This is a genomic window from Thermanaerosceptrum fracticalcis (genome assembly GCF_000746025.2).
GTDB lineage: Bacteria > Bacillota > Peptococcia > DRI-13 > DRI-13 > Thermanaerosceptrum > Thermanaerosceptrum fracticalcis.
On record NZ_CP045798.1, the window covers coordinates 3,761,485 to 3,781,646 of the forward strand.

Annotated in this window: 29 protein-coding genes; 27 read left to right on the top strand and 2 right to left on the bottom strand. The window is 42.5% G+C overall.

Annotated elements, in window-relative coordinates; all coding sequences use genetic code 11:
• Nucleotides 1–29 precede the first annotated feature (29 nt).
• The 9 genes from BR63_RS19010 to BR63_RS19895 all read left to right on the top strand — a co-directional run bounded on the left by BR63_RS19010 (nt 30) and on the right by BR63_RS19895 (nt 8,042).
• A complete protein-coding gene (locus BR63_RS19010; protein ID WP_034420847.1) occupies nt 30–416 on the top strand; it encodes a DUF2680 domain-containing protein in 387 nt (128 codons plus the stop codon).
• A gap of 528 nt (nt 417–944) precedes the next feature.
• The gene (locus BR63_RS19015) at nt 945–1,913 is read left to right on the top strand and encodes a permease (protein WP_034420849.1); all 969 of its coding nucleotides are present in this window, start codon (nt 945–947) and stop codon (nt 1,911–1,913) included.
• 342 nt (nt 1,914–2,255) lie between these two features.
• Nucleotides 2,256–3,317, top strand: coding sequence for an ACR3 family arsenite efflux transporter (gene arsB / locus BR63_RS19020; protein WP_034420852.1), 1,062 nt, complete (start codon nt 2,256–2,258; stop codon nt 3,315–3,317).
• An 18-nt stretch (nt 3,318–3,335) separates the two neighbouring features.
• Nucleotides 3,336–3,575, top strand: coding sequence for a thioredoxin family protein (locus tag BR63_RS19025; protein ID WP_034420853.1), 240 nt, complete (start codon nt 3,336–3,338; stop codon nt 3,573–3,575).
• Between the two features lie 429 nt (nt 3,576–4,004).
• The gene (locus tag BR63_RS19030) at nt 4,005–5,057 is read left to right on the top strand and encodes an energy-coupling factor ABC transporter permease (protein WP_034420855.1); all 1,053 of its coding nucleotides are present in this window, start codon (nt 4,005–4,007) and stop codon (nt 5,055–5,057) included.
• A gap of 60 nt (nt 5,058–5,117) precedes the next feature.
• Nucleotides 5,118–5,927, top strand: a complete 810-nt coding sequence (gene cbiQ / locus BR63_RS19035; RefSeq protein WP_034420856.1) for a cobalt ECF transporter T component CbiQ — start codon at nt 5,118–5,120, stop codon at nt 5,925–5,927.
• Entirely contained in the window at nt 5,924–6,691 is a 768-nt protein-coding gene (locus BR63_RS19040) for an energy-coupling factor ABC transporter ATP-binding protein (RefSeq protein WP_034420858.1), read from the top strand. The genes cbiQ and BR63_RS19040 overlap by 4 nt, the downstream gene beginning before the upstream one ends.
• Before the next feature lie 171 nt (nt 6,692–6,862).
• Nucleotides 6,863–7,900: an SDR family NAD(P)-dependent oxidoreductase gene (locus BR63_RS19045; protein WP_276568988.1), complete on the top strand. Its 1,038-nt coding sequence runs from the start codon at nt 6,863–6,865 to the stop codon at nt 7,898–7,900.
• Nucleotides 7,890–8,042, top strand: coding sequence for a helix-turn-helix domain-containing protein (locus tag BR63_RS19895; protein WP_338055997.1), 153 nt, complete (start codon nt 7,890–7,892; stop codon nt 8,040–8,042). The genes BR63_RS19045 and BR63_RS19895 overlap by 11 nt, the downstream gene beginning before the upstream one ends.
• Nucleotides 8,043–8,637: 595 nt before the next feature.
• Here the strand turns inward: BR63_RS19895 and BR63_RS19055 are convergent.
• Nucleotides 8,638–9,741: a site-specific integrase gene (locus BR63_RS19055; RefSeq protein WP_051965511.1), complete on the bottom strand. Its 1,104-nt coding sequence runs from the start codon at nt 9,739–9,741 to the stop codon at nt 8,638–8,640.
• Nucleotides 9,742–10,377 carry a transcriptional repressor LexA gene (gene lexA, locus BR63_RS19060; RefSeq protein ID WP_034420859.1) on the bottom strand — a complete coding sequence of 212 codons (636 nt, stop codon included), beginning with the start codon at nt 10,375–10,377 and terminating at the stop codon, nt 9,742–9,744.
• Nucleotides 10,378–10,554: 177 nt separating this feature from the next.
• Between lexA and BR63_RS19065 the strand changes: the two genes are divergently transcribed.
• The 18 genes from BR63_RS19065 (at nt 10,555) to xerA (ending at nt 20,140) form a co-directional block, all read left to right on the top strand.
• Nucleotides 10,555–10,806, top strand: a complete 252-nt coding sequence (locus BR63_RS19065) for a helix-turn-helix domain-containing protein (RefSeq protein ID WP_051965513.1) — start codon at nt 10,555–10,557, stop codon at nt 10,804–10,806.
• Nucleotides 10,807–10,873: 67 nt separating this feature from the next.
• The gene (locus BR63_RS19070) at nt 10,874–11,650 is read left to right on the top strand and encodes a BRO-N domain-containing protein (RefSeq protein ID WP_051965514.1); all 777 of its coding nucleotides are present in this window, start codon (nt 10,874–10,876) and stop codon (nt 11,648–11,650) included.
• Between the two features lie 3 nt (nt 11,651–11,653).
• Nucleotides 11,654–11,869: a hypothetical protein gene (locus BR63_RS19075; protein WP_034420861.1), complete on the top strand. Its 216-nt coding sequence runs from the start codon at nt 11,654–11,656 to the stop codon at nt 11,867–11,869.
• A gap of 4 nt (nt 11,870–11,873) precedes the next feature.
• Nucleotides 11,874–12,152 carry a hypothetical protein gene (locus tag BR63_RS19080; RefSeq protein ID WP_081908063.1) on the top strand — a complete coding sequence of 93 codons (279 nt, stop codon included), beginning with the start codon at nt 11,874–11,876 and terminating at the stop codon, nt 12,150–12,152.
• Nucleotides 12,153–12,176: 24 nt separating this feature from the next.
• Nucleotides 12,177–12,374, top strand: coding sequence for a DUF6906 family protein (locus BR63_RS20115; RefSeq protein ID WP_420825516.1), 198 nt, complete (start codon nt 12,177–12,179; stop codon nt 12,372–12,374).
• Nucleotides 12,338–12,469: a hypothetical protein gene (locus BR63_RS19835; protein WP_276568930.1), complete on the top strand. Its 132-nt coding sequence runs from the start codon at nt 12,338–12,340 to the stop codon at nt 12,467–12,469. The genes BR63_RS20115 and BR63_RS19835 overlap by 37 nt, the downstream gene beginning before the upstream one ends.
• Nucleotides 12,466–12,714 (top strand): hypothetical protein, encoded by a 249-nt coding sequence (locus BR63_RS19085; RefSeq protein WP_034420866.1) that lies wholly within the window; start codon nt 12,466–12,468, stop codon nt 12,712–12,714. The genes BR63_RS19835 and BR63_RS19085 overlap by 4 nt, the downstream gene beginning before the upstream one ends.
• Complete coding sequence (locus tag BR63_RS19090) at nt 12,711–12,890, top strand: hypothetical protein (protein ID WP_034420867.1); 180 nt, start codon at nt 12,711–12,713, stop codon at nt 12,888–12,890. Before BR63_RS19085 ends, BR63_RS19090 begins: the two co-directional genes overlap by 4 nt.
• A 13-nt stretch (nt 12,891–12,903) precedes the next feature.
• Nucleotides 12,904–13,338 carry an RNA-binding protein gene (locus BR63_RS19095; protein ID WP_051965516.1) on the top strand — a complete coding sequence of 145 codons (435 nt, stop codon included), beginning with the start codon at nt 12,904–12,906 and terminating at the stop codon, nt 13,336–13,338.
• Nucleotides 13,335–14,510 (top strand): DUF2800 domain-containing protein, encoded by a 1,176-nt coding sequence (locus BR63_RS19100; RefSeq protein ID WP_034420869.1) that lies wholly within the window; start codon nt 13,335–13,337, stop codon nt 14,508–14,510. Before BR63_RS19095 ends, BR63_RS19100 begins: the two co-directional genes overlap by 4 nt.
• A 49-nt stretch (nt 14,511–14,559) precedes the next feature.
• Nucleotides 14,560–15,174 carry a DUF2815 family protein gene (locus BR63_RS19105; protein WP_420825485.1) on the top strand — a complete coding sequence of 205 codons (615 nt, stop codon included), beginning with the start codon at nt 14,560–14,562 and terminating at the stop codon, nt 15,172–15,174.
• Nucleotides 15,171–17,159, top strand: coding sequence for a DNA polymerase (locus BR63_RS19110; RefSeq protein WP_034420874.1), 1,989 nt, complete (start codon nt 15,171–15,173; stop codon nt 17,157–17,159). The genes BR63_RS19105 and BR63_RS19110 overlap by 4 nt, the downstream gene beginning before the upstream one ends.
• A gap of 28 nt (nt 17,160–17,187) precedes the next feature.
• Entirely contained in the window at nt 17,188–17,352 is a 165-nt protein-coding gene (locus tag BR63_RS19115) for a hypothetical protein (protein ID WP_153802035.1), read from the top strand.
• A 293-nt stretch (nt 17,353–17,645) separates the two neighbouring features.
• The gene (locus BR63_RS19120) at nt 17,646–18,074 is read left to right on the top strand and encodes a hypothetical protein (protein WP_207724740.1); all 429 of its coding nucleotides are present in this window, start codon (nt 17,646–17,648) and stop codon (nt 18,072–18,074) included.
• Between the two features lie 193 nt (nt 18,075–18,267).
• Complete coding sequence (locus tag BR63_RS19125) at nt 18,268–18,510, top strand: hypothetical protein (RefSeq protein WP_034425039.1); 243 nt, start codon at nt 18,268–18,270, stop codon at nt 18,508–18,510.
• A complete protein-coding gene (locus tag BR63_RS19130) occupies nt 18,507–18,749 on the top strand; it encodes a hypothetical protein (protein WP_034425036.1) in 243 nt (80 codons plus the stop codon). Before BR63_RS19125 ends, BR63_RS19130 begins: the two co-directional genes overlap by 4 nt.
• 21 nt (nt 18,750–18,770) lie before the next feature.
• On the top strand, nt 18,771–19,049 hold the full coding sequence (locus tag BR63_RS19135; protein WP_034425033.1) for a hypothetical protein: 279 nt from the start codon (nt 18,771–18,773) through the stop codon (nt 19,047–19,049).
• 110 nt (nt 19,050–19,159) lie between these two features.
• On the top strand, nt 19,160–20,140 hold the full coding sequence (gene xerA, locus BR63_RS19140) for a site-specific tyrosine recombinase/integron integrase (RefSeq protein WP_034425030.1): 981 nt from the start codon (nt 19,160–19,162) through the stop codon (nt 20,138–20,140).
• Nucleotides 20,141–20,162 lie beyond the last annotated feature (22 nt).

Genomic DNA, 20,162 nt, shown 5'->3' on the forward strand with positions numbered 1-20,162 from the left:
AACCAACTCAAGAAAGGAGGTGAAGCAAAGTGAAAAAAGCCTTAATTATCATCCTGGTCTTAGTGCTTAGTATAGGTGCGGCTTCTTTGGCTTTGGCCGATGATAATCCTGCAGCAACAAATCCCTTTAAGGGCAAGGGGGCGCAATTTAAAAATCTCCCCCAATTGAAAATAACCGATGAGCAAAAAGCGCAAATGACTGCTTTGTTAACGCAAATGCTGGAACTTAAAAAACAAATACTCCAGCAAAATGTTGCCGATGGTACCATTACTCAGGAACAGGCAAAATTAATGGAAGAGAGAATGAATGCTAGGCTTGAGGCAATCAAGTCCGGACAATGGGACCCAAGCAAGAAACCTTATGGTATGGGCCGTGGCTTCCACCGGTTTAAGCAACAGCCTCAAGCTAACTCTTAAATATCAATAAAATCTCCTTTACCTCCCTAACTATATATATTTGGTAAAATGTTTTAAGGACCCGTTTTTGGAGTCCTATTCTTTTTTCATTTTGAAGTTTTCGTTAACGTCGCAAACAGGAATCTATTAAACTATGTATAAATTTCTATGTATGCCTGAATTCCGCTTTTATTATGCAGAACAGCATGAACGTCTTAAAACTCTTTCTACAGCAGTACACCCTTTGTATAACTCTTTCCATTTCTCACTACCACGGGCGGGGGCAGTATACTTACGAAGATCCTCTTCCACATTTATATATTAAAATAAAGAACCCTATTATGAACGAGGAGGCTATGCATATACTTACAAATATTAAGAAAGACAAAATATTAACTGCTACATTATGAGTGCTCTTATTGGCGGGTAACCGCCAACTTATTTTTGAAGTAGTATTAATACTTGTCAGGATAGAAATTTAGGTTTATCATATAAATATTATTAAATATGTTTATATTAAGTTATATATTAATGTAGAGGAATGATAATATGTTTATTTGGACACAACAACTTGCCGATTGGTTAGTTTATAATGTGTTTAATATTGCACGAAATTCAAAGATCGGCGACGCCCTGAATTTCTTCATCTATGATACCATTAAGATTTTCATCCTGCTGTTAATGATTATCTATGCCATAACCTTTATTAGAAGCTTTTTCCCACCGGAGAAGACTAAAAAGATCCTGGCCGGAAAAAAGGGGAATACCTTTGTTGCCCATGTTTTTGCGGCAATGTTAGGTATCGTTACACCTTTCTGTTCCTGCTCGGCAGTACCCCTTTTTATCGGTTTTGTGGAAGCTGGAATTCCTTTAGGTGTAACCTTCTCATACCTTATTGCTGCTCCCATGGTTAACGAAGTGGCTTTAGGTCTGTTATACGGACTTTTTGGGTGGAAGATTGCCCTCGTTTATATTATTTCCGGTGAGGTCATCGCTATTGTTAGCGGATTAATTCTAGGCAAACTAGGTCTAGAAAAATACGTGGAAGATTATGTATACCAGATTAAAGTAGGGGATGCAGGTGTTGAGCTACCAAAGCAAACTATTAAAGAAAGGCTCCTTGATTCTTGGCAATTTACTAAAGATTTGCTTAAGAAAATCTGGCCCTATGTGGTGATTGGTATTGCTATTGGCGGATTTATGCATGGCTGGATTCCGACTAATTCTCTAGCCAAATATGCTGGAAAAGACAATCCTTTTGCCGTATTTATTGCTGTGGCCTTTGGCATACCTCTGTATTCCAATGCAGCTGGGGTTATACCTTTGGTAAGTGAACTAACGAGGGCAGGGGTAGCTATGGGTACAGCTTTGGCCTTCATGATGGCAGTTACTTCCCTAAGTATTCCTGAAATGATTCTATTACGAAGAGTTTTAAAACCAAAACTTTTAGCCATCTTTATTGGTATAACTGGAACGGGAATTTTGTTTACAGGATATTTATTCAACATTATTTTATAACTGACAATAGGAACTTCTACAGCTTTGTGTTTTCCTTTATAGTAGATGGTGGCTAGGCAACAATCTTTCATCATCTCAAGGTCTTGGCAGAAGTAGGGCTTATCAATGTAGAAAAAAGAGGAAAATGGTGCTTTTACAATTTAAGTCAGCAAAGCATAAGTAACCTGCATGATTTATTAGATAAAGCACTTTTTCATGACGAAGTTGTGCTCCATCTATGTGACTCTTCTTGCGACGGCTTGAGAAAGCCAAAGGAATAAAAGGAGGTAAAGTATAAAGCAAAAATATTAAGAAAGTTATATGGATATTGTGTAAAAATAGATAAATACGAGGAGGTATCACATGAAAAATTCCGCTTCTGCAAAACTATCTACCTTAGACCGTTTTCTAACTTTATGGATCTTTCTCGCTATGGCCATTGGAGTAGGGGCAGGATGGGCCTTTCCGGGTGTAGCAACTTGGTTAGATAAGCTCTCTGTTGGTACAACATCTATTCCTATTGCTATCGGTTTAATTGTTATGATGTATCCTCCGCTGGCGAAAGTTAAGTATGATGAATTAGGCAAGGTGTTTAAAAATCGAACTGTTGTAAAACTATCATTAGTACAGAACTGGATTATCGGTCCAATCCTCATGTTTGCCCTTGCAATTATCTTTTTACGTAGTTACCCGGAATATATGGTTGGTCTTATCCTCATTGGTTTAGCCAGATGTATAGCTATGGTTATCGTATGGAACAGCCTGGCTAAAGGTGATAATGAATATGCTGCTGCTTTAGTGGCCCTCAACTCCATCTTTCAGGTGATCTTTTATTCCATATATTCATATATATTTATCACTCTGTTACCAGATTGGCTTGGTTTACAAGGGATGGAAGTACATGTTTCTATTGGGGAAGTAGCTACGAGTGTAGCTATTTATTTGGGAATTCCTTTTGTGGCGGGTTTCCTGACCAGGTATTTTCTTGTTCCTGCTAAAGGTAAGGAATGGTACGAGAAAGTTTTTGTACCTAAGATCAGTCCATTGGCTCTCATAGCCCTGTTATTTACCATTGTGGTAATGTTTTCCTTAAAAGGTAGTTACATAGTTAAGCTGCCTATGGATGTAGTTAGAATCTCCATTCCTTTAATAATTTACTTTGTAGTAATGTTTATTTTATCCTTCTTCCTTAGTAAACAATTTGGTGTTAATTATGAGCAGTCTACTACCCTTGCTTTTACTGCTGCCAGCAACAACTTTGAACTTGCTATTGCCGTTGCCGTAGCTGTGTTTGGTATCAATTCCGGGCAAGCTTTTGCCGCTGTTATAGGTCCTCTTATTGAGGTACCGGTAATGATTGGTCTGGTAAACGTGGCTCTCCCTTTTAAGGAGAAATACTTTAAGGATGATATTTTTAGAGGATAAAAGAAAGGAGTTATAATTATGAAAATTAAGGTCTATGGTCCAGGCTGTATGAACTGTACTAACCTTGAAAAAGAAGTTATAAATGCCCTTGCTGAGTTGGATATGGCGGCAAATGTAGAAAAAGTAACAGATATAAAAGCTATTGTAGAAGCCGGTATTATGATGACTCCCGGATTAGTTATTAACGGCAAGGTTAAATCTTATGGTCGTGTTCCAAGAAGAGAAGAGATAAAAAAGTTTATTAATGAAGAGCTCTAATATATACCGGGGATGGCGGCAACCACGACTTGCAATACCTGAAATAATATAAATACCAGTACGCTTAAGGAGCCATATGAAAGAAGGAGATTCCTGAAATTATCGGGTTCATGAACCCTCCTCCCCAAAATAATGATACCCAGGCCCTCCCCCCGATGATGTTGAAACTGATAAAGTGCCGGTAACTCATGGAACCAATACCGGCAACAAAAGGGGCAAAGGTGCGGATAATAGGAATAAACCTGCCGATCGCACTCAAAACAATAAACAATTGACGCAATATGCAAGTTATGATATATTAATCTTCGTAAATTGAAACCATGAAGGTTTCGTCAAACACATTTTCAAAAAGTACGAATTAGACCCATGAAGGGACTGGACTTTTTAGTTTGCCCTTTATGGGTTTATTTTGTAGAGGAGATGATAAAAATGCATATGGCGGATGCTTTAATTTCACCTGTTGTAGGTGGAACCATGTGGGCTGCTACAGCAGGAGTTGCAGCTTATTCGATGAAAAAAATCCAGGATGATATGGACGAAAAGAAAATCCCTTTGATGGGAGTAATGGGAGCTTTTGTTTTTGCTGCCCAGATGATTAATTTTTCAATTCCTGGAACTGGTTCCAGTGGCCACCTTGGAGGTGGCATGTTGCTCGCTATTTTACTTGGTCCTTATGCCGGATTCCTTACCATGGCCTCAATTCTTGTTATTCAAGCCTTATTTTTTGCAGATGGAGGCTTGTTGGCATTAGGGTGTAATGTATTCAATCTTGGTTTTTTTACATGTTTTATTGCCTATCCGCTGATATATAAGCGGATCATGGGCAAAGGTTATTCCCCCAAACGCATTTTTGGAGCAGCAATGCTTTCAGCAATTATAGGCCTTCAGCTTGGAGCCTTCGGCGTCGTACTTGAAACGCTGTTTTCCGGGAAAACAGAATTACCGTTTGGCACCTTCGTAATGCTGATGCAACCCATCCATCTTGCGATAGGTGTGGTGGAAGGCCTTATCACTACAGCTATTGTTACATTTGTTTGGAAGGCACGGCCGGAAATCATTGAGAAAGCTGCTTTGGGAGAAGCACTGGGCAGCATCTCCATAAAAAAGGTTTTAGCTGGTTTTGCTATTGCGGCGGTGATTGCTGGAGGCGTCTTCTCGTGGTTTGCTTCTACTAATCCTGATGGGCTGGAATGGTCTATGTTTAAGACTGCAGGAAAAGAGGAGCTTGAAGCAACAGATGGCATTCATCAGAAACTTTCTGAAATCCAGAGCAAAACCGCCTTTTTACCCGATTATAGCTTTAAGACGCCTGAAAACGAGAAGGAACAGAGTGCCGGAGAAGGCGAAGAGTCCTGGCCTGCTGTGAATAGCGGAACCAGTATTTCAGGGTTAGTTGGCGGCGGTATGACGCTTGCCTTGGCAGCTTTTACTGGGATGACCATCAGCATGATCAAAAGAAGGAAGAAAAAAGTAATCGTTTGAAAGTTTGAGGCAGTATGGATAACCTCGCCTTTAATTCTTTGTTAGGATATGATATGTGCTATGTCAAACATCATGAATTCATTATATAATATGCGGCTTCTGGACGACCTGGCTCGGAAAGAAACCTTCATTCACAGGATACATCCCCTCGTGAAGCTTCTAACCACAGTCATTTACTTGACTGTGGTTGTATCCTTTAACAGATATGAAATCATCGGACTGTTTCCGCTAATTTTTTATCCTGTGCTGGTGTTGGTACTGGCGGAGCTTCCGATAGGACCTATATTTAGAAGAATACTACTTGTCGAACCTTTTATTATCGGAATAGGTATATTAAACCCATTGTTTGACCACCAGGTCTTTATACTTGGCGGACTGACCATATCAAGAGGATGGGTCACCTTTTTTTCTGTTTTCTTGAAGTGCGGATTCACAGTGGCTGCCGCGCTTCTCCTTATTGCGACCACAGGGATGGATAGTCTTGCATCGGCTCTGAGGATGCTGAAAATCCCACGTTTGTTTGTATTACAGTTACTATTGACCTACCGGTATATCTCAGTGCTGATGGAGGAGGTTGCCCGTACATTAAGGGCTTATTCACTACGGGCTCCTCAGCAGAAGGGCGTTCACCGGAGCGCTTGGGGTTCATTGGCAGGACAGATTATAATACGGACGTTTGAAAGGGCGCAGCGTATTTATCAAGCTATGTGCTTAAGAGGTTTTGCAGGGGAATACAATATAGGAGATTACCGGAAGATTAAAGCCTCGGATTGGGCCTATCTGGCAGGATGGGTTTTGTTCTTTGCAGTAGCAAGAATTTATAATATCCCTGTAATGATAGGTTCACTGTTAACAGGAGTGGTAAGATGAGTCACCATATAACAGAGGTAAAAGATTTGCATTATATTTACCCGGATGGCCACAGGGCAATAAATGGTATGTCCTTCCGAATCCACCATGGAGAGTCGGTGGGAATTATAGGAGCAAACGGAGCAGGCAAGTCAACACTACTGATGCTGCTTATGGGTGTTCTTTTCCCATGCCAAGGAGAAATTCGCGTGGGTGAAGTTCAATTGACAAAAAAGACACTTCCCATGATTCGGCAAAGGCTGGGTATGGTTTTTCAGGATCCAGACGACCAGTTGTTCATGACCACGGTTTATGATGATGTGGCTTTTGGTCCCCGCAATTACAAACTAGACGAAAAGGAAGTTGAAAAGCGCGCCTTTCAAGCATTGGAGATGGTTGGGATTCTTCATCTGAAAGATCGTGCGCCCTTCAAATTGTCGGGAGGTGAAAAGCGTGCTGCCGCCATTGCATCTGTGCTTTCCATGCAACCTGATATTTTGGTGATGGATGAACCGACCGCTGCCCTCGATCCCAAATCCAGACGGAGGGTCATGAGATTGCTTCAAAGCTTTGCGCACACAAAAATCATAACAAGCCACGATTTGGATATGGTATTCGAACTTTGTGAAAGAACTATTGTTATAAAAGACGGGGAAATCGCATCAGACGGTCCTACTTCAGAAATTCTTGTGAATGCAGAATTGATGGATGCATGTGGACTTGAGGTACCGCTGGCACTTCAAAATTGTCCTGTATGCAGAACAAAAAAAGACAGACATTTGTAGACTGAACAGTGAATAAAACAGCTATTGTTACCCGAGCTTCCAGAGGGATTGGAAGAGCCACAACTGAGTTGATGGCTTTAAATGGATACAATGTAGTGAATCCAATACCTTAATTCTGAGAAAGAATCTTACTCACTGCTTGAAAAGCTGGAAAAATAAAACTGCAAAGGTATATTATGCAAGGCTAATATAACAGAGCGGAAACAGGTTGAAGCAATAGTAGAAAAATGTCTGGATTCTTTTGGGCAAATTGATGTTTTGGTGAATAATGCTGGTATAATAGCACAGAAGGGTGTGGATTTGCTCAATTCGATGGATACCAAAAATATTTTTACTCGTGGTGCTCGCTTTTTTTTAGAAGGGCTATTGATTTTTATTTTGGGGACTAAGGCTCAGGATTTTCTAAACAATTATTTTGAAATCATTACCGTTGTAGTTACTCTTTTGGTAGTTGTACTATATCTAATTTCTAGAAATACAAAGGTAGTTTTCTGCCTCAGAAAAGTATGGATAACAATTCGTTTAAAAATCGAAGATTTATTTGCTAAAAAGCTTTCACCTCTTGGAGTTTTTCGCAACTACCTGGTAGGGGGCTTAGCTCTAGGTCTGGGATTTATGCTGTTATTCGCCCAGCTAGCTAAGGCACTGATTAATAATGAATTAAAGATATTTGATCAAATAGTAACTGATGCAGTAACTCTTATTAACAGTCCATTGACAACGCAAATTATGAAAGTGATAACCACGATGGGGTCTTGGGTTATTATGATTTCTCTTGCCCTTGTAGCCTGGTTTTTTCTCCTCAAAATGAAAAAGCACTTTTGGGATTCTATTATGGTTATTACGGCCTTAGCCGGTAGTTGGCTCATGAATGAACTGTTAAAATGGATTTTTCATCGTAGTAGGCCCGATATTGCAAGATTAGTAACAGCAACGGGGTATAGTTTTCCTAGTGGTCATGCCATGGTATCTTTTGCTTTTTACGGAATGCTCGCTTATCTAATGTGGATTAACTTAAAGACAAGGGGACTTAAATATCTCTTTACCTTTATCTTTTTATTCTTAGTTTTGTCAATTGGTATAAGCCGAATCTATTTAGGTGTTCATTACCCTAGTGATGTTTTAGCAGGTTTTGCTGCCGGGGGATTCTGGCTAGTAGGATGTATTCTGGGATTACAGGCTATTAGGTACTATAAAGGTGATATATAGAATTACACTCGATATATTGGAATGCAGCAGGCAGAACATCTACGACTTAATTAAGCGCGGCAAATTGCGTCCCATAAAAGAAATGGCAAAAGATCGGCTTTTCCTCCGAAGTGAAGTGGAAGCCCGGAAGAACACAATCTGAGAAGAGGTTTTTGACTTGATATGGGGCCTAAATCAAATATACCGCCTAAAATCATCAAAAATATCAAGTATACTGGCAAAAGAGATAAATTTAATCAAGTAAAAAAACGATGAGATAAGAAAAAGGTGGCGTGATAGCCACCTGGTAAAAGAACGATATGATATGTTAAAATTGATTCATGATTCACGAGTTATCTATCTAACAATTTTATAGGTCGCCTTCGCGGCCACCCGCCCTTAGCCTTTTTAGCTATGAGGCGGTTTTTATTTTTTGGGGGGGTGTATTGAATTTTTGTCTGGCATTTGTTGAGCATTTAACATTTTTCTTGCCTAACTAAAATCCCTGAAAGTCAATGGTGCCGCGGAAGGGACTTGAACCCCCACGCCCTCGCGAGCGGCAGATTTTGAGTCTGCTTTGTTGTGTTTCGCTCAATTTTTTCACATATTCAGTATTATCAAGGTTTTAAAAGTCATTGATTTATCAGATAAAAGTTGCGCAAAAGGTAATTGTTTAAATTAATTTTAACAGCGTTAAAATATACTTTAACGTTTTGTCTGGCATTTTGTCTGGCACGAAATATAGAGAGGCCGCCCTTTTAGGTGGCCTCTTGATTATTTTGTCCGGCATTTTCTTTTTGTTTTTTTCCTCTGGGAAGTAGTTGTCTAATGTTATCATCCAGAATCTTTTCTTTATCCAGGCCCAGGTGCTGGTATATCCCTTTGAGCGTTTGAATGTCGTGGCCTAACCTTTTTGCGGCATACTGGTCCGGGATGCCCTGGGCATACAACCAGGATGCGTGATAGTGGCGCAGGTCATGAAAACGAATGTCAGGGAGGTTTTTCTCTTTGACTATTCGGGCCCAGCGGTGAGTGTATCCTCCCGGTACATAGTCAAATATCTTATCGGGGATTTTTCCTTTTTTGATTATATAGTCATTGAGTAGATCCATCAGATATTCAGGAACCGCTATCTCTCTGACACCGTTTGCCGACTTGGGAGGCTTGTACTCCCATTCGTATTGGTCATTCACGGCCAGGCTTTCGTCAACTCTGATAACCCCTCTTTCCCGAAAAATATCATTTGGTTTAAGGGCGCATATTTCACCCAGTCTAAGCCCACACCAGGCCGCCAGAAGAATGAAAAGCTCATCTATAGTACCTTTCACTGCCTCATGAATTTGAGCGAACTCAGCGTCATTTGGAACATGTGGGACGTATTTCTCTTTCTTGGGAAGCTCAATGTATTTAAGTGGGTTTTTGTCTCTCAGGGCCTCCCTAAGAATTTTATTTAAAACGGTCATTAGTTTACAGGTAGTATTGGCGGAAACGGTTTTCAGTTTTTCGGCCATAAAGCGGCGAAGTAATATTTCATTTCCGGCCAGCTTGTCCAGCTTCATGTTGCCAAAAAAAGGCGCATAGTGTGCGCGCAGGTACATCTTGTATAGTTTCACTGTGGAAGGAGAGAGTCTTTTTTCGTTGAGTCCTATCCATTCCTCTATCCAATCAACGACTTTGATTTTCTTGAGGGAGCCACCGTTATTCCATGCCTCCAGCTCCTGTTCCCTTTCCCTGGCAGCAGCCTTGCACTCGTGCCAACTGTCCCGGGTGATGTATTCTATGATCTTTTTCCCATTTGCATCCCGGCCAACATATATGGCAGCCTGATATGTCCCGTTTGGCCGCTTCCTTATGTTTGCCATTTATCTCACCTCCGATTTAAAAAATATTGCCTTACCAATAATTTTTATATCTTTATTGTCTTTTTTTGTTATGATTATGTCTTTATAGTTTGGGTTTTCGGCACGAAGTATTATTGTGCCGTTGAGCTTGTACACTCTTTTTAAAGTGGCCTCTTCATTGTCGATTAGGACGGCAGCAATTTCGCCGTTTTCTACGTCAGATTGTTTACGTATATAAACAATGTCTCCATCTAAAATGCGAGCATTTATCATGCTGTCCCCTTTGACCCGAAGACAGAAGTCAGCGTGAAAGTTATCTGGTACGTATTCGTAACTCTCGATGTTTTCCTGGGCAAAAATGGGGGTTCCTGCGGCAATTGTGCCGATGACAGGGAGTTTTTTGCAGTTTTCCTCGCCCCCAAATTTGTTATCTGATTTTCCCGCCATATAGCTTATAGATACTCCAAAAAAATCAGCGATTTGCTCAACTATAGTAAACCTTTTGGGAGTATGTATATTATTTTCATATCTTGAAACTATTGATTTATTTAATATTGTACCTGGATATTTACGATTAAACGCTTCTATAAATTCATCCATAGTCAATCCGCTTTCTTTCCTTAATTCATAAAGCCTATCGCCAAAAGTTTTTGGCATAATTATCTTCCTTTCTAAACAACAAAATTAAAATATATTTTAATCGTATTATACCCCAAAAATTGCGCTTTAACAACAAATATTTAAAAATGAGTAAATAAAGTTGTTGACTACGAAATATGTAATGGTATAATAAAATTAAGTTACGCAATAACAACAGATCGGAGGTGATCACTCATGAAAAAGAGTAATAAACCGCTTAAACATCAGCCATATCTGAGGTTTAAGCTTTTTCTTTTGGAGAATAGAATAAAACAAAAGGAAGTCGCTAAACTACTTAATGTAAGCCATGTCACAGTCAGTCAAAAAATAAATGGAACTCTTGATTTTTCATTCTCAGAAGTTGAAAAAATATGCCAACACTATGGAATAGAGTTGGATATTTTTTCAACTAAAAAGTTGCGTAATAGCAACACCAAGCTAGCATAGAGAGCTATACATATCTATGCCACTAACCCTGCCCCATTATGCAAACCGGGAAGAAAGGAGGCCATGTATGAGTAATCTAGCCTTAATCAAATCCGAACACTTCGGAGATATTCAATGTGATTTCTACCGAAACGAACAAGAGCAAATCTGTATGACTACCGAGCAACTAGGACAAGCCTTGGGTTATGAATACCCCAAGCAAGCAATCAGCAAAATACTTGACCGCTACCCGTACTTAAGAGAGATTGAATTCTCAGGGGTAGTCAAATTGGGTACCCCTTCCGGAGTTCAGGAAACCCGCGTATTCACCGAGGACGGCATTTACGAAGTAACCTTTTTGGCCAAAACGGAAAAGGCCCGCGCATTCCGTGCCTGGGTGCGCAAAATCCTCAAGGCCCTCCGCAAGGGCGAGGTCGTCGTAGTATCCCCGGACAAGCTCCAGGAGCTCGAAATAAAACGCATGAACGCCGAAGCCAGGCTGATAAACGCAAGAGTACGGCAGGCCAAGTTAATCCTGCAATCCAAAGACGGGAAATCACTCAGCCCCGTATCAGTTGAACTGCTCAACATTAACGCGCTGGAAGTACTGACCGACAGCAAAATTAACTATCGCCCGGAGGTGGAAAAAACATACACCGCATCAGATATAGCCAAAGAAACAGGAATAAGCGCTAACAAAATAGGTAAGATTGCTAATGCGAACGGACTGAAAACGCCCGAGTACGGCATCAGCGTGCTGGACAAGTCTCCGTATAGTGACAAGCAAGTGCCAAGTTGGCGGTATAACGAAAAGGGCCGTCAGAAGCTGCTAGAACTGCTAAAAACAAAAGTGAAGGAGCGATGAAACATGGAAACTATTCTCTCTAATTTTTATCTCAAGTATAAGCTTGCCGAGGGCGTTGAGATCAGGGTTGAACTGACCGAGGATAATGTGTTTACGCGTTGCCCTGGATGCGGGGCTGAAGTCCAGGTTGATGAAAACATGCTGTTTCATGTGTACACCCAAGGCGATCTTTACAGCACCAATTTTTACTGCGGCGAGTGCGGCTTGAAAGCGAGGTGAAACAATGACAAGAGAACATCCATGTTGTCTATGCCCTGCCCTGGAGAGTGATTTTAAAAACAATGTTTGTGCAGACTGCGGCTTCATCAAAAAATACACAGATGAGCGAGGCTGGATATATTTTGTCCGGGGCGGAATCGGAGGCGTACATAAAACTTTCTACCGCAAACCAGGGAACAATAAAGAAAAAGCTTGCAGCATATTCCCCTGGCACCAGACTTTTGTTCAAGCTCAGATTGATCTGAACAAAACAGCAAAAGCTAGAGGCTGGCAAGTAGTTTAAGAAGAGGTGTACAAGCTTATGAGAATGGGCAAACGGCCAACCCTGCGGCAAAAAATCCTCATTTCGTCCAAACGCCTGAACCCTGACAATTGGCTTGTATTGCAAGACAGGCCTGACGCTTTGGTGATATTGCACCGACACAGCACCAAGCCGAGAGAAATACCGAAGGGAGGGGGTGAGCACAAATGCCAGTCACTTACAAAAATTCGAGCAACAAAATAACTTTAGAACAGGCCATATGGCTTTATGAAAAAGGCATTGCAGTAACTATCGAAGACGGTAAACACGTGACCTTCAAAGGAGGCGAAGAAGATTGACGACAATATATTGCCCGAGAAATGACTGTCAATATTGTAAAGAAGAAATATGCCAGCGTGATGCTATCGACTTATGCAGTCCACCAGGCAAATTCCCGTATTGCATCTGCTTGGAAATAAGAAAAACTCCTGCCGGTATAGCGACCGAACAGGAGCGAACAAAAAAAATAATCATTCAAAATGATTTTATCATAGAGGAAAAAGACAAGCAATTAGCCTGGAATTGGGAGGAGGATAATCAGTGAAAAATGTCAAGCTTACCGTAAACGGAGACAAGCTGCTAATCGAAGTGGACCTGTCTAAAGAATATGGCCCATCTTCCAGTGGCAAATCTATTGTCATTGCCAGCACCGAAGGCAATCAGCCAGTCGGTAAAGACGACATCAAAGTTGGATTAAACGTTTATAAACCAAACAGATAAAGGAGAGGTAAGAGTGAGAATACTGATTGAGTTTAACCCGGATGAATTAATGCGAGGGGTGGAAACCGGAACCCTGCAAGCACTCTTTGAAGCTACCAAATTAGCTGAAAGACAAGTTGAAACTGCGGCTCAAGCCGTAAATAAGCCGATACTGTCTGAAAATCCCATACCTGCACCTACCCCGGTGATACAAGCTCCAACCGCCATACCGACAGCTGGCCCCGTAACACCCACGCCTGCCGCGCCTGCTGCAACCGTGCCTGTTGCTGCTCAAACTTACACAATGGAGCAATTAGCTGTAGCCGCTACCCAGCTTATTGATGCCGGACAGAGAGAGAAGGTTGTAGAACTTCTAAATTCATTTGGTGTACAAGCCCTTACGATGCTTCCTCAAAAGCAATACGGCGCTTTTGCAACACAGCTCCGGGCTCTAGGTGCAAAAATATGAGCGAACAACACGCCCTGCTGTCTGCCAGCAGCTCTCATAAATGGCTGATATGTACACCGTCAGCCAGGCTCGAAGAAAAGCTGCCCGAGACAAAAAGCGAATACGCGGAAGAAGGCCGCTTGGCGCATGCGATAGCAGAACTGAAAGCTAAAAAGCACTTCACTGAACCGATGGGCCCGAAAACATTTGCCAGAAAACTGAAAGCGCTGCAAGAAAACCCGTTGTACCAGGAAGAGATGCTCAGACATACCGATACATACCTGGACTATTTATCCGGAATTGCGCACGGATTCAGCGCACCGCCATATATCGCAATCGAGAAAAGACTGGATTACAGCACATATGCTCCGGAGGGCTTTGGGACCGGCGATTGCATCATAATCGGTGGAAATGTGATGCACATAATCGACTTTAAATACGGCAAGGGCGTCCCGGTGAGCGCTGAACGAAACCCGCAAATGATGCTTTACGCCCTGGGCGCTTATGCGGCCTATAGCATCCTGTACCAGATTGAGACTGTGAAAATGGCGATCATACAACCGCGTCTTGATGTTATCTCAGAATATGAAATGCCCTTGGCTGACCTGCTGGCTTGGGGTGAAAGTATCAAACCAATAGCTCAAAAAGCTTTCAAAGGTGAGGGTGAGTTTGTTTCCGGCGAACATTGCAAATTCTGCCGAGCAAAAGCCCTCTGCCGGGCCCGGGCTGAGTTTAATACCAGCCTGGAAGAATATCACGGCATGAAGCCACCTCTTATCACCAATGAAGAGGTGGGCGCAATCCTGGTGAGAGCGCAAAACCTGGCCACCTGGGTTAAAGATTTGGAAGAGTACGCATTGGCTGAATGTTTGAAAGGCAATGAAATACCCGGCTGGAAGGCGGTCGAGGGACGCAGCGTGAGACAATTCACCGATCAAGATGAAGCGTTTAAAGTTCTTGTTAATGCTGGTTATGATGAAGCTATACTTTATGAGCGCAAACCGATTACGCTGGCAAGCGTTGAAAAACTACTCGGTAAAGCGAAATTTAAAGAACTGCTAACCGAATACGTCAACACGCCACCCGGCAAACCGACACTCGCACCTGAAAGCGATAAGCGTCAAGCGATTACATTGCAAGCGGATCCAAATGAAGTATTTAAAAATGAGATTGGAGGAAATGAAAATGAGTAATCAAATAAACCCTACAAACGTTACAACTGGACAAGTACGGTTAAGCTATGTGCATTTGTTTCAACCTTATGCAGCCCGACAAGGCCAGGAACCAAAGTACAGTGTAACAATTCTGATTCCCAAATCCGACATAGCGACAAAGCAACGTATTGATGCAGCTATACAGGCCGCTATCCAGCAAGGCATCAATTCCAAATGGAACGGTGTTCGTCCTCCTCAGATAGCCATCCCGCTCCATGACGGAGACGGAGTGCGCCCAAGCGATGGTATGCCGTTTGGAGACGAGTGCAAAGGACACTGGGTTATGACGGCCTCATCGAAACAACAACCGGCTGTTGTGGATATAAACCTTAATCCGATTATTAATCAAACAGAAGTATATTCCGGCATGTATGCACGGGTAAATGTGAATTTCTTTGCCTACAACAACAGCGGAAAAAAAGGCGTTGGTTGCGGTTTGGGGCCAGTGCAAAAGATTGCCGACGGCGAACCATTGGGCGGGAGAATTTCCGTTGAGGCCGCTTTCGGGGATGGTTTTACACCTCAACCGTCATATCAGCAACCGGTTTACTCATCGCAAAACTACCAGCAGCCTTACGCACCACCCACGCAGATTGACCCGATCACCGGTAAACCGATTGCCGGCGGAGTCATGGGGCTATGAAGCATCTTAGCATCGACTTAGAGACTTTCTCCTCCGTGGAAATCCAAAAAGCGGGACTGTACAGATATGTACAGTCCCCTGATTTCCAAATCCTTTTATTCGCTTACTCCTTCGACGGTCAACCGGTGCAAATAATTGACCTGGCGCAAGGTGAGCAACTACCGCCGGAGATTATCAACGCATTACGCGACCCGTCGGTCATCAAACACGCCTACAATGCTTCATTTGAGTGGTATTGCCTGTCCAAACATCTTGGTATCTATCAGCCGGAGTCCTGGCTGTCACAGTGGCGCTGCACGATGCTTCATGGTCTGTACTGCGGGTACCCGCCGGGATTGAACAAAATAGGAGAAGCCCTGGGGCTCCCGCAAGACAAAAAGAAAATGAGCATAGGCTCAGCCCTGATAAGAACATTCTGCGTACCCTGCACCCCGACAGCACGAAATGGCCATCGAACCAGGACACTCCCACATCATGAACCGGAGAAATGGCAACTTTTCAAACAATATTGCTGCCAGGATGTCATTACGGAAATGGAAATCGAACGGCGGCTGTCGGCCTTCCCTGTGCCAGAACAGGAACAACGGCTTTGGGAATTAGACCAGGTGATTAATGCCTATGGCGTGGCTGTAGACATGAGTGTTGTTGAGGGAGCTTTGCATATTGACGAAGTTGTAACGAGCGAACTAATGGACGAAGCAGCGCGGCTTTCCGGGTTAGAGAATCCGAAGTCGGTCAAGCAGCTAACAGCTTGGCTTACCGAAGAAATTGGTGAGGAAGTCGGCAACCTGCAAAAAGGTACAGTATCAAAGTTAATTGAGTCAATTGATGAAGGCAGGGCAAAGCGGGTACTGGAGATTCGACAGAAACTGGCCAAAACGTCGGTCAAAAAGTATCAGGCCATGCGCGAAACCGTCTGTGCAGATAGCCGTATCCGGGGGCTGCTCCAATTTTACGGCGCCAACCGAACCGGAAGGTGGGCAGGTAGGCTCATCAATGCGCAAAACCTACCCCGCAACCACTTAGAAACGCTCGGCCATGCCCGGGAACTAGTTAAAAACCGGAAGATTGAAGCCCTGAAACTGATCTACGGCAACGTACCGGATACCCTCTCTCAACTCATACGGACCGCTTTCATCCCTTCGCCCGGCCACGTGCTTTTAGTTGCTGATTTCTCAGCCATTGAGGCCCGTGTAATTGCCTGGCTGGCCGGGGAACAATGGCGGCTTGAGGTCTTTGCCACCCATGGCAAGATATACGAGGCCTCAACCAGTCAAATGTTTGGTGTACCGATTGAAAAAATAGTCAAAGGTAATCCGGAGTATGAACTGCGGCAGAAGGGAAAAGTTGCAGAATTGGCCCTTGGATATCAAGGCTCTGCAGGTGCTCTTGTCGCAATGGGGGCTTTGGACATGGGGCTGACAGAAGAAGAACTCCCGGAAATTGTCCAGCGGTGGAGATCAACGAATAAGAGAATAGTGGACTTATGGTTTTCTCTTGAAAACGCCGCTCTTGAAGTTATACGCACCGGGCAACCAGTTGGCGTTAGAGGTCTCATCTTAGCCAGGGAATGTGACTACAATGCACAACAAGACTTTTTCACCATAACCCTGCCAAGTGGAAGAAAGCTGTTTTATCCTAAGCCTTTTCTTCACCAAAACGACTTTGGTAAAGAAGCTCTGCATTATCACGGGATTAACCAAAATACGAAGAAATGGGAAGTCCTATCGACTTATGGGGGGAAGCTTGTGGAAAATGTGGTCCAAGCGATTGCCCGGGACTGCCTGGCAGAAAGCCTTATGAAACTTGCAGCTGCTGGGTATCAGGTGGTATTTCACGTACATGATGAGGTAGTTCTAGATGTACCAGAAAATCAGGCGGACGTGGAAAAAATATGTCAGTTGATGGGGCAGCCGATACCCTGGGCACCGGGATTGCCACTTAGGGCTGACGGGTTTGTAACCGATTACTACCGGAAAGATTAAGAAAAGATTGAGAAAGGAGAAATAGAGCATGTCTATTAATATCAAAAAGGCCAACAGCTATTTTTCAAGGGTTCAAAAATCGAAACAGATTGCGAGATGCGGTAATGCAGTATCGCCGCCTTTTGCAGAAGCTTTAGTAAGGGCGAATTTGCCAGAGTTATGTGAGATTGGAAATGCTGAACAGGTGATTTAATGTTAATTTTGCGGGGGTAAAAACAATGTTGACCGAGACTGAGCAAGTACAGATAAACGCCTTAAGGCATTGGTGGGCAAAAAGAAAAGCCAAGAATCTTGGTTGGAAATACGGGAAGGACTGTTATAAACGCAACGACGGAACGCTGGTAGTGATTATGCTCGATATTTGTAAAAATAAGCATTTTTTACAAATATCAACGAATGGAGATATAAGCTTTGCACCAGCCAGAATGACATGTTTTTAGAAGCAATGTTAAGAATGTGAAGGAAAGAAAGGATGAGATAAGAAAAATGAGCGAGGTTGAAAAGGTGTTAAATGAATTAGGGATGTCCATAAATGAACTTGTTGACATAGCTATTGCCAAGTCAAAAGGTAGGGTTGCGATATTACCATGTAGACCAGGTGATAGAGTTTACACAATAAGCCGTACTGATTGTCCTTGTGAAATATGTATACACGGCAAAGAAGTTGGATATTCGGCTTTAGACTGTGTACGTCAACACAAAGATTATGAATGTCCTCCGCCACAATACATAATACAAGTACATATCTGCGAAGGGTTTACGATTCATGGGGATGCAGATGGAAATCCGATTGTATCCAATCCCGGGGAATGGGGATATGAAGGACTTGAACAATTTTACGGATGTGATGGAAATATTTATTACGATTATGAGGCTGTTAAGGAAGCTGTTGAAACTTTAAGAAATAATAACTAATTTCACATTTAAGATAATTATGTGAAGGAGTGGTGAGCACATGAAATGCGACACCAAAAACTGCAGTATAGCAAAAACATGGAAATTTAGACCCAGAGAATGTCTTGCGTGCGATTGTAATGGTTACTGTGGCTATGTAGCTGATATTGTTATATTTCCTGCTATGTTTTTTAAATCTGAAAGGAGTGATTAGATGAAAGATATATTTGAAAGCACGAAAATAAAATTTATCGACAACAGCAATTCAATGTCGTTGTCACTTTATGAATGTTGTGCGTGTCGCTGGAGATTTTTTGGCGATGTTGTCAGGTTTGGCCACGAAGGCTTTGATTCACAGAGTCAAGAAATGCCAAACTTCTGCCCTATGTGTGGCAGAGAAATCGAAGAGATTTTGACCGAAACACTTAGAAAACATGACGAAAGGAGAAACGTATGACGGAATTACAACTTTACAAATTCTGCCAAGATAAAGAAATTGAGTGGCGTGAAGATAGGCTAATTCTATGGATCCCTTATTCAGACATAGAAGAATTTGTAAAAATGATTGGCTATGACTATTTCAGTGATGTTGGTATTGATGTATGTCTGCTATACAACTGTATTGCAGTAGAATTAAACGAGATATGCGCAGATTTTGAGATTGACCCTGAGAATATTTTGGAGAAAGACTATTGAAAGTGCGAAAGGAATGATTAAATGAGAACTTGCTATATAAATGTATCACCTAAAGATGTGGAGCACATTGTCTCTCAGATAAAAGAACAAAATCCCGATGGTGTCATTGTTTTGGCTCCTATTAACCCGATGAATACCTATGCTCCAGGTAAAAAAAGAGATGTTTTCAGAATTACTTTCGAAGCGATTATTCCGACAGAAGCCATTACAGGTAAAAACTGTTTAATGAATTTCGGTGGAATGATGCTTTTGATGCTACCTAAAAATCGAATAGAGCCTCAATTCTTAAAAAGAGAATAAATAACAAAATTTGCCGGGATAGCTTCGGGCTGATCACCCTAAGCGAAAAGTCTTTCCTGGGACCTGCCCGGCATTTTTCAGGACAAGCCAATGACAGGAGGTTGGTATAAATGGAACAACTGCTTAAAGAGTTAGTGTATAGCATATTAGAGTTGTCTCCCGAGATTGATCAGTTGCAGCTTAGGTCCAGAATTGCCGGGATACTCGCAATGTATGATATCCGGCCTGGTAAAATTACCGCTGGGCACCCGGATGTAGCTGAAAAAGTTAAGCTATACTTGGCTGCAAAGAAGCTAGAGGGGTTAAGTCCTCTTACTTTAGAGGGATACGAAATAGAACTTAGGCTTTTCGCCAACTTTGTCCAGAAGCCGGTGGAGGCTATGACAACTAATGATATCAGGCAATTCCTTGGTAAGTTTGAGGATCTAAAGTTAAGTTCTATCTCACGGAAGCTATCGGTACTAAAATCCTTTTTCGGTTGGTTAACAGAAGAAGAAATTATTCCTAGAGATCCAACCCGGAAGATAAAACCGCCCAAAAAGGAAAAGCACTTGCCAAAGGCGTTGAGCATTGAGGAGTTAGAGCTGATTCGTGAGAGCTGTCAAACCCCAAGAGAAAGGGCCCTAGTGGAAGTGTTTTATGCCACTGGCTGCCGTCTAAGCGAGATACAGCAGTTGAACAGACAGGATATAGACTGGCAGCAGCGCAGCGCGAAGGTAATCGGAAAGGGCAACAAAGAGCGCGAAGTATACTTTTCATTCAAAGCCATCTATCACCTGAAGAAGTATCTCAAGACAAGAGATGATATTGTGCCCGCGCTATTCGTGACCCAAAGAAAGCCTTACAGGCGGATGAGCAAAAGGGCAATACAAAGAGAGTTTGATATCATAGCTGCCCGGGCCGAGATAAGCAAAAACCTGCATCCGCACGTGATGAGGCACACGATGGCCACACTGACGCTGAATAACGGAGCTGATATAGTAGCAGTTCAGTCACTGCTTGGCCACAGTAACCCTGCAACCACTCAGGTGTATGCACAGCTAACATCCGGGCGGAGGAAAGAACAGTATCAAAAATACTTAGTCCAATAATTAATAAGGAGTGAATAAAACT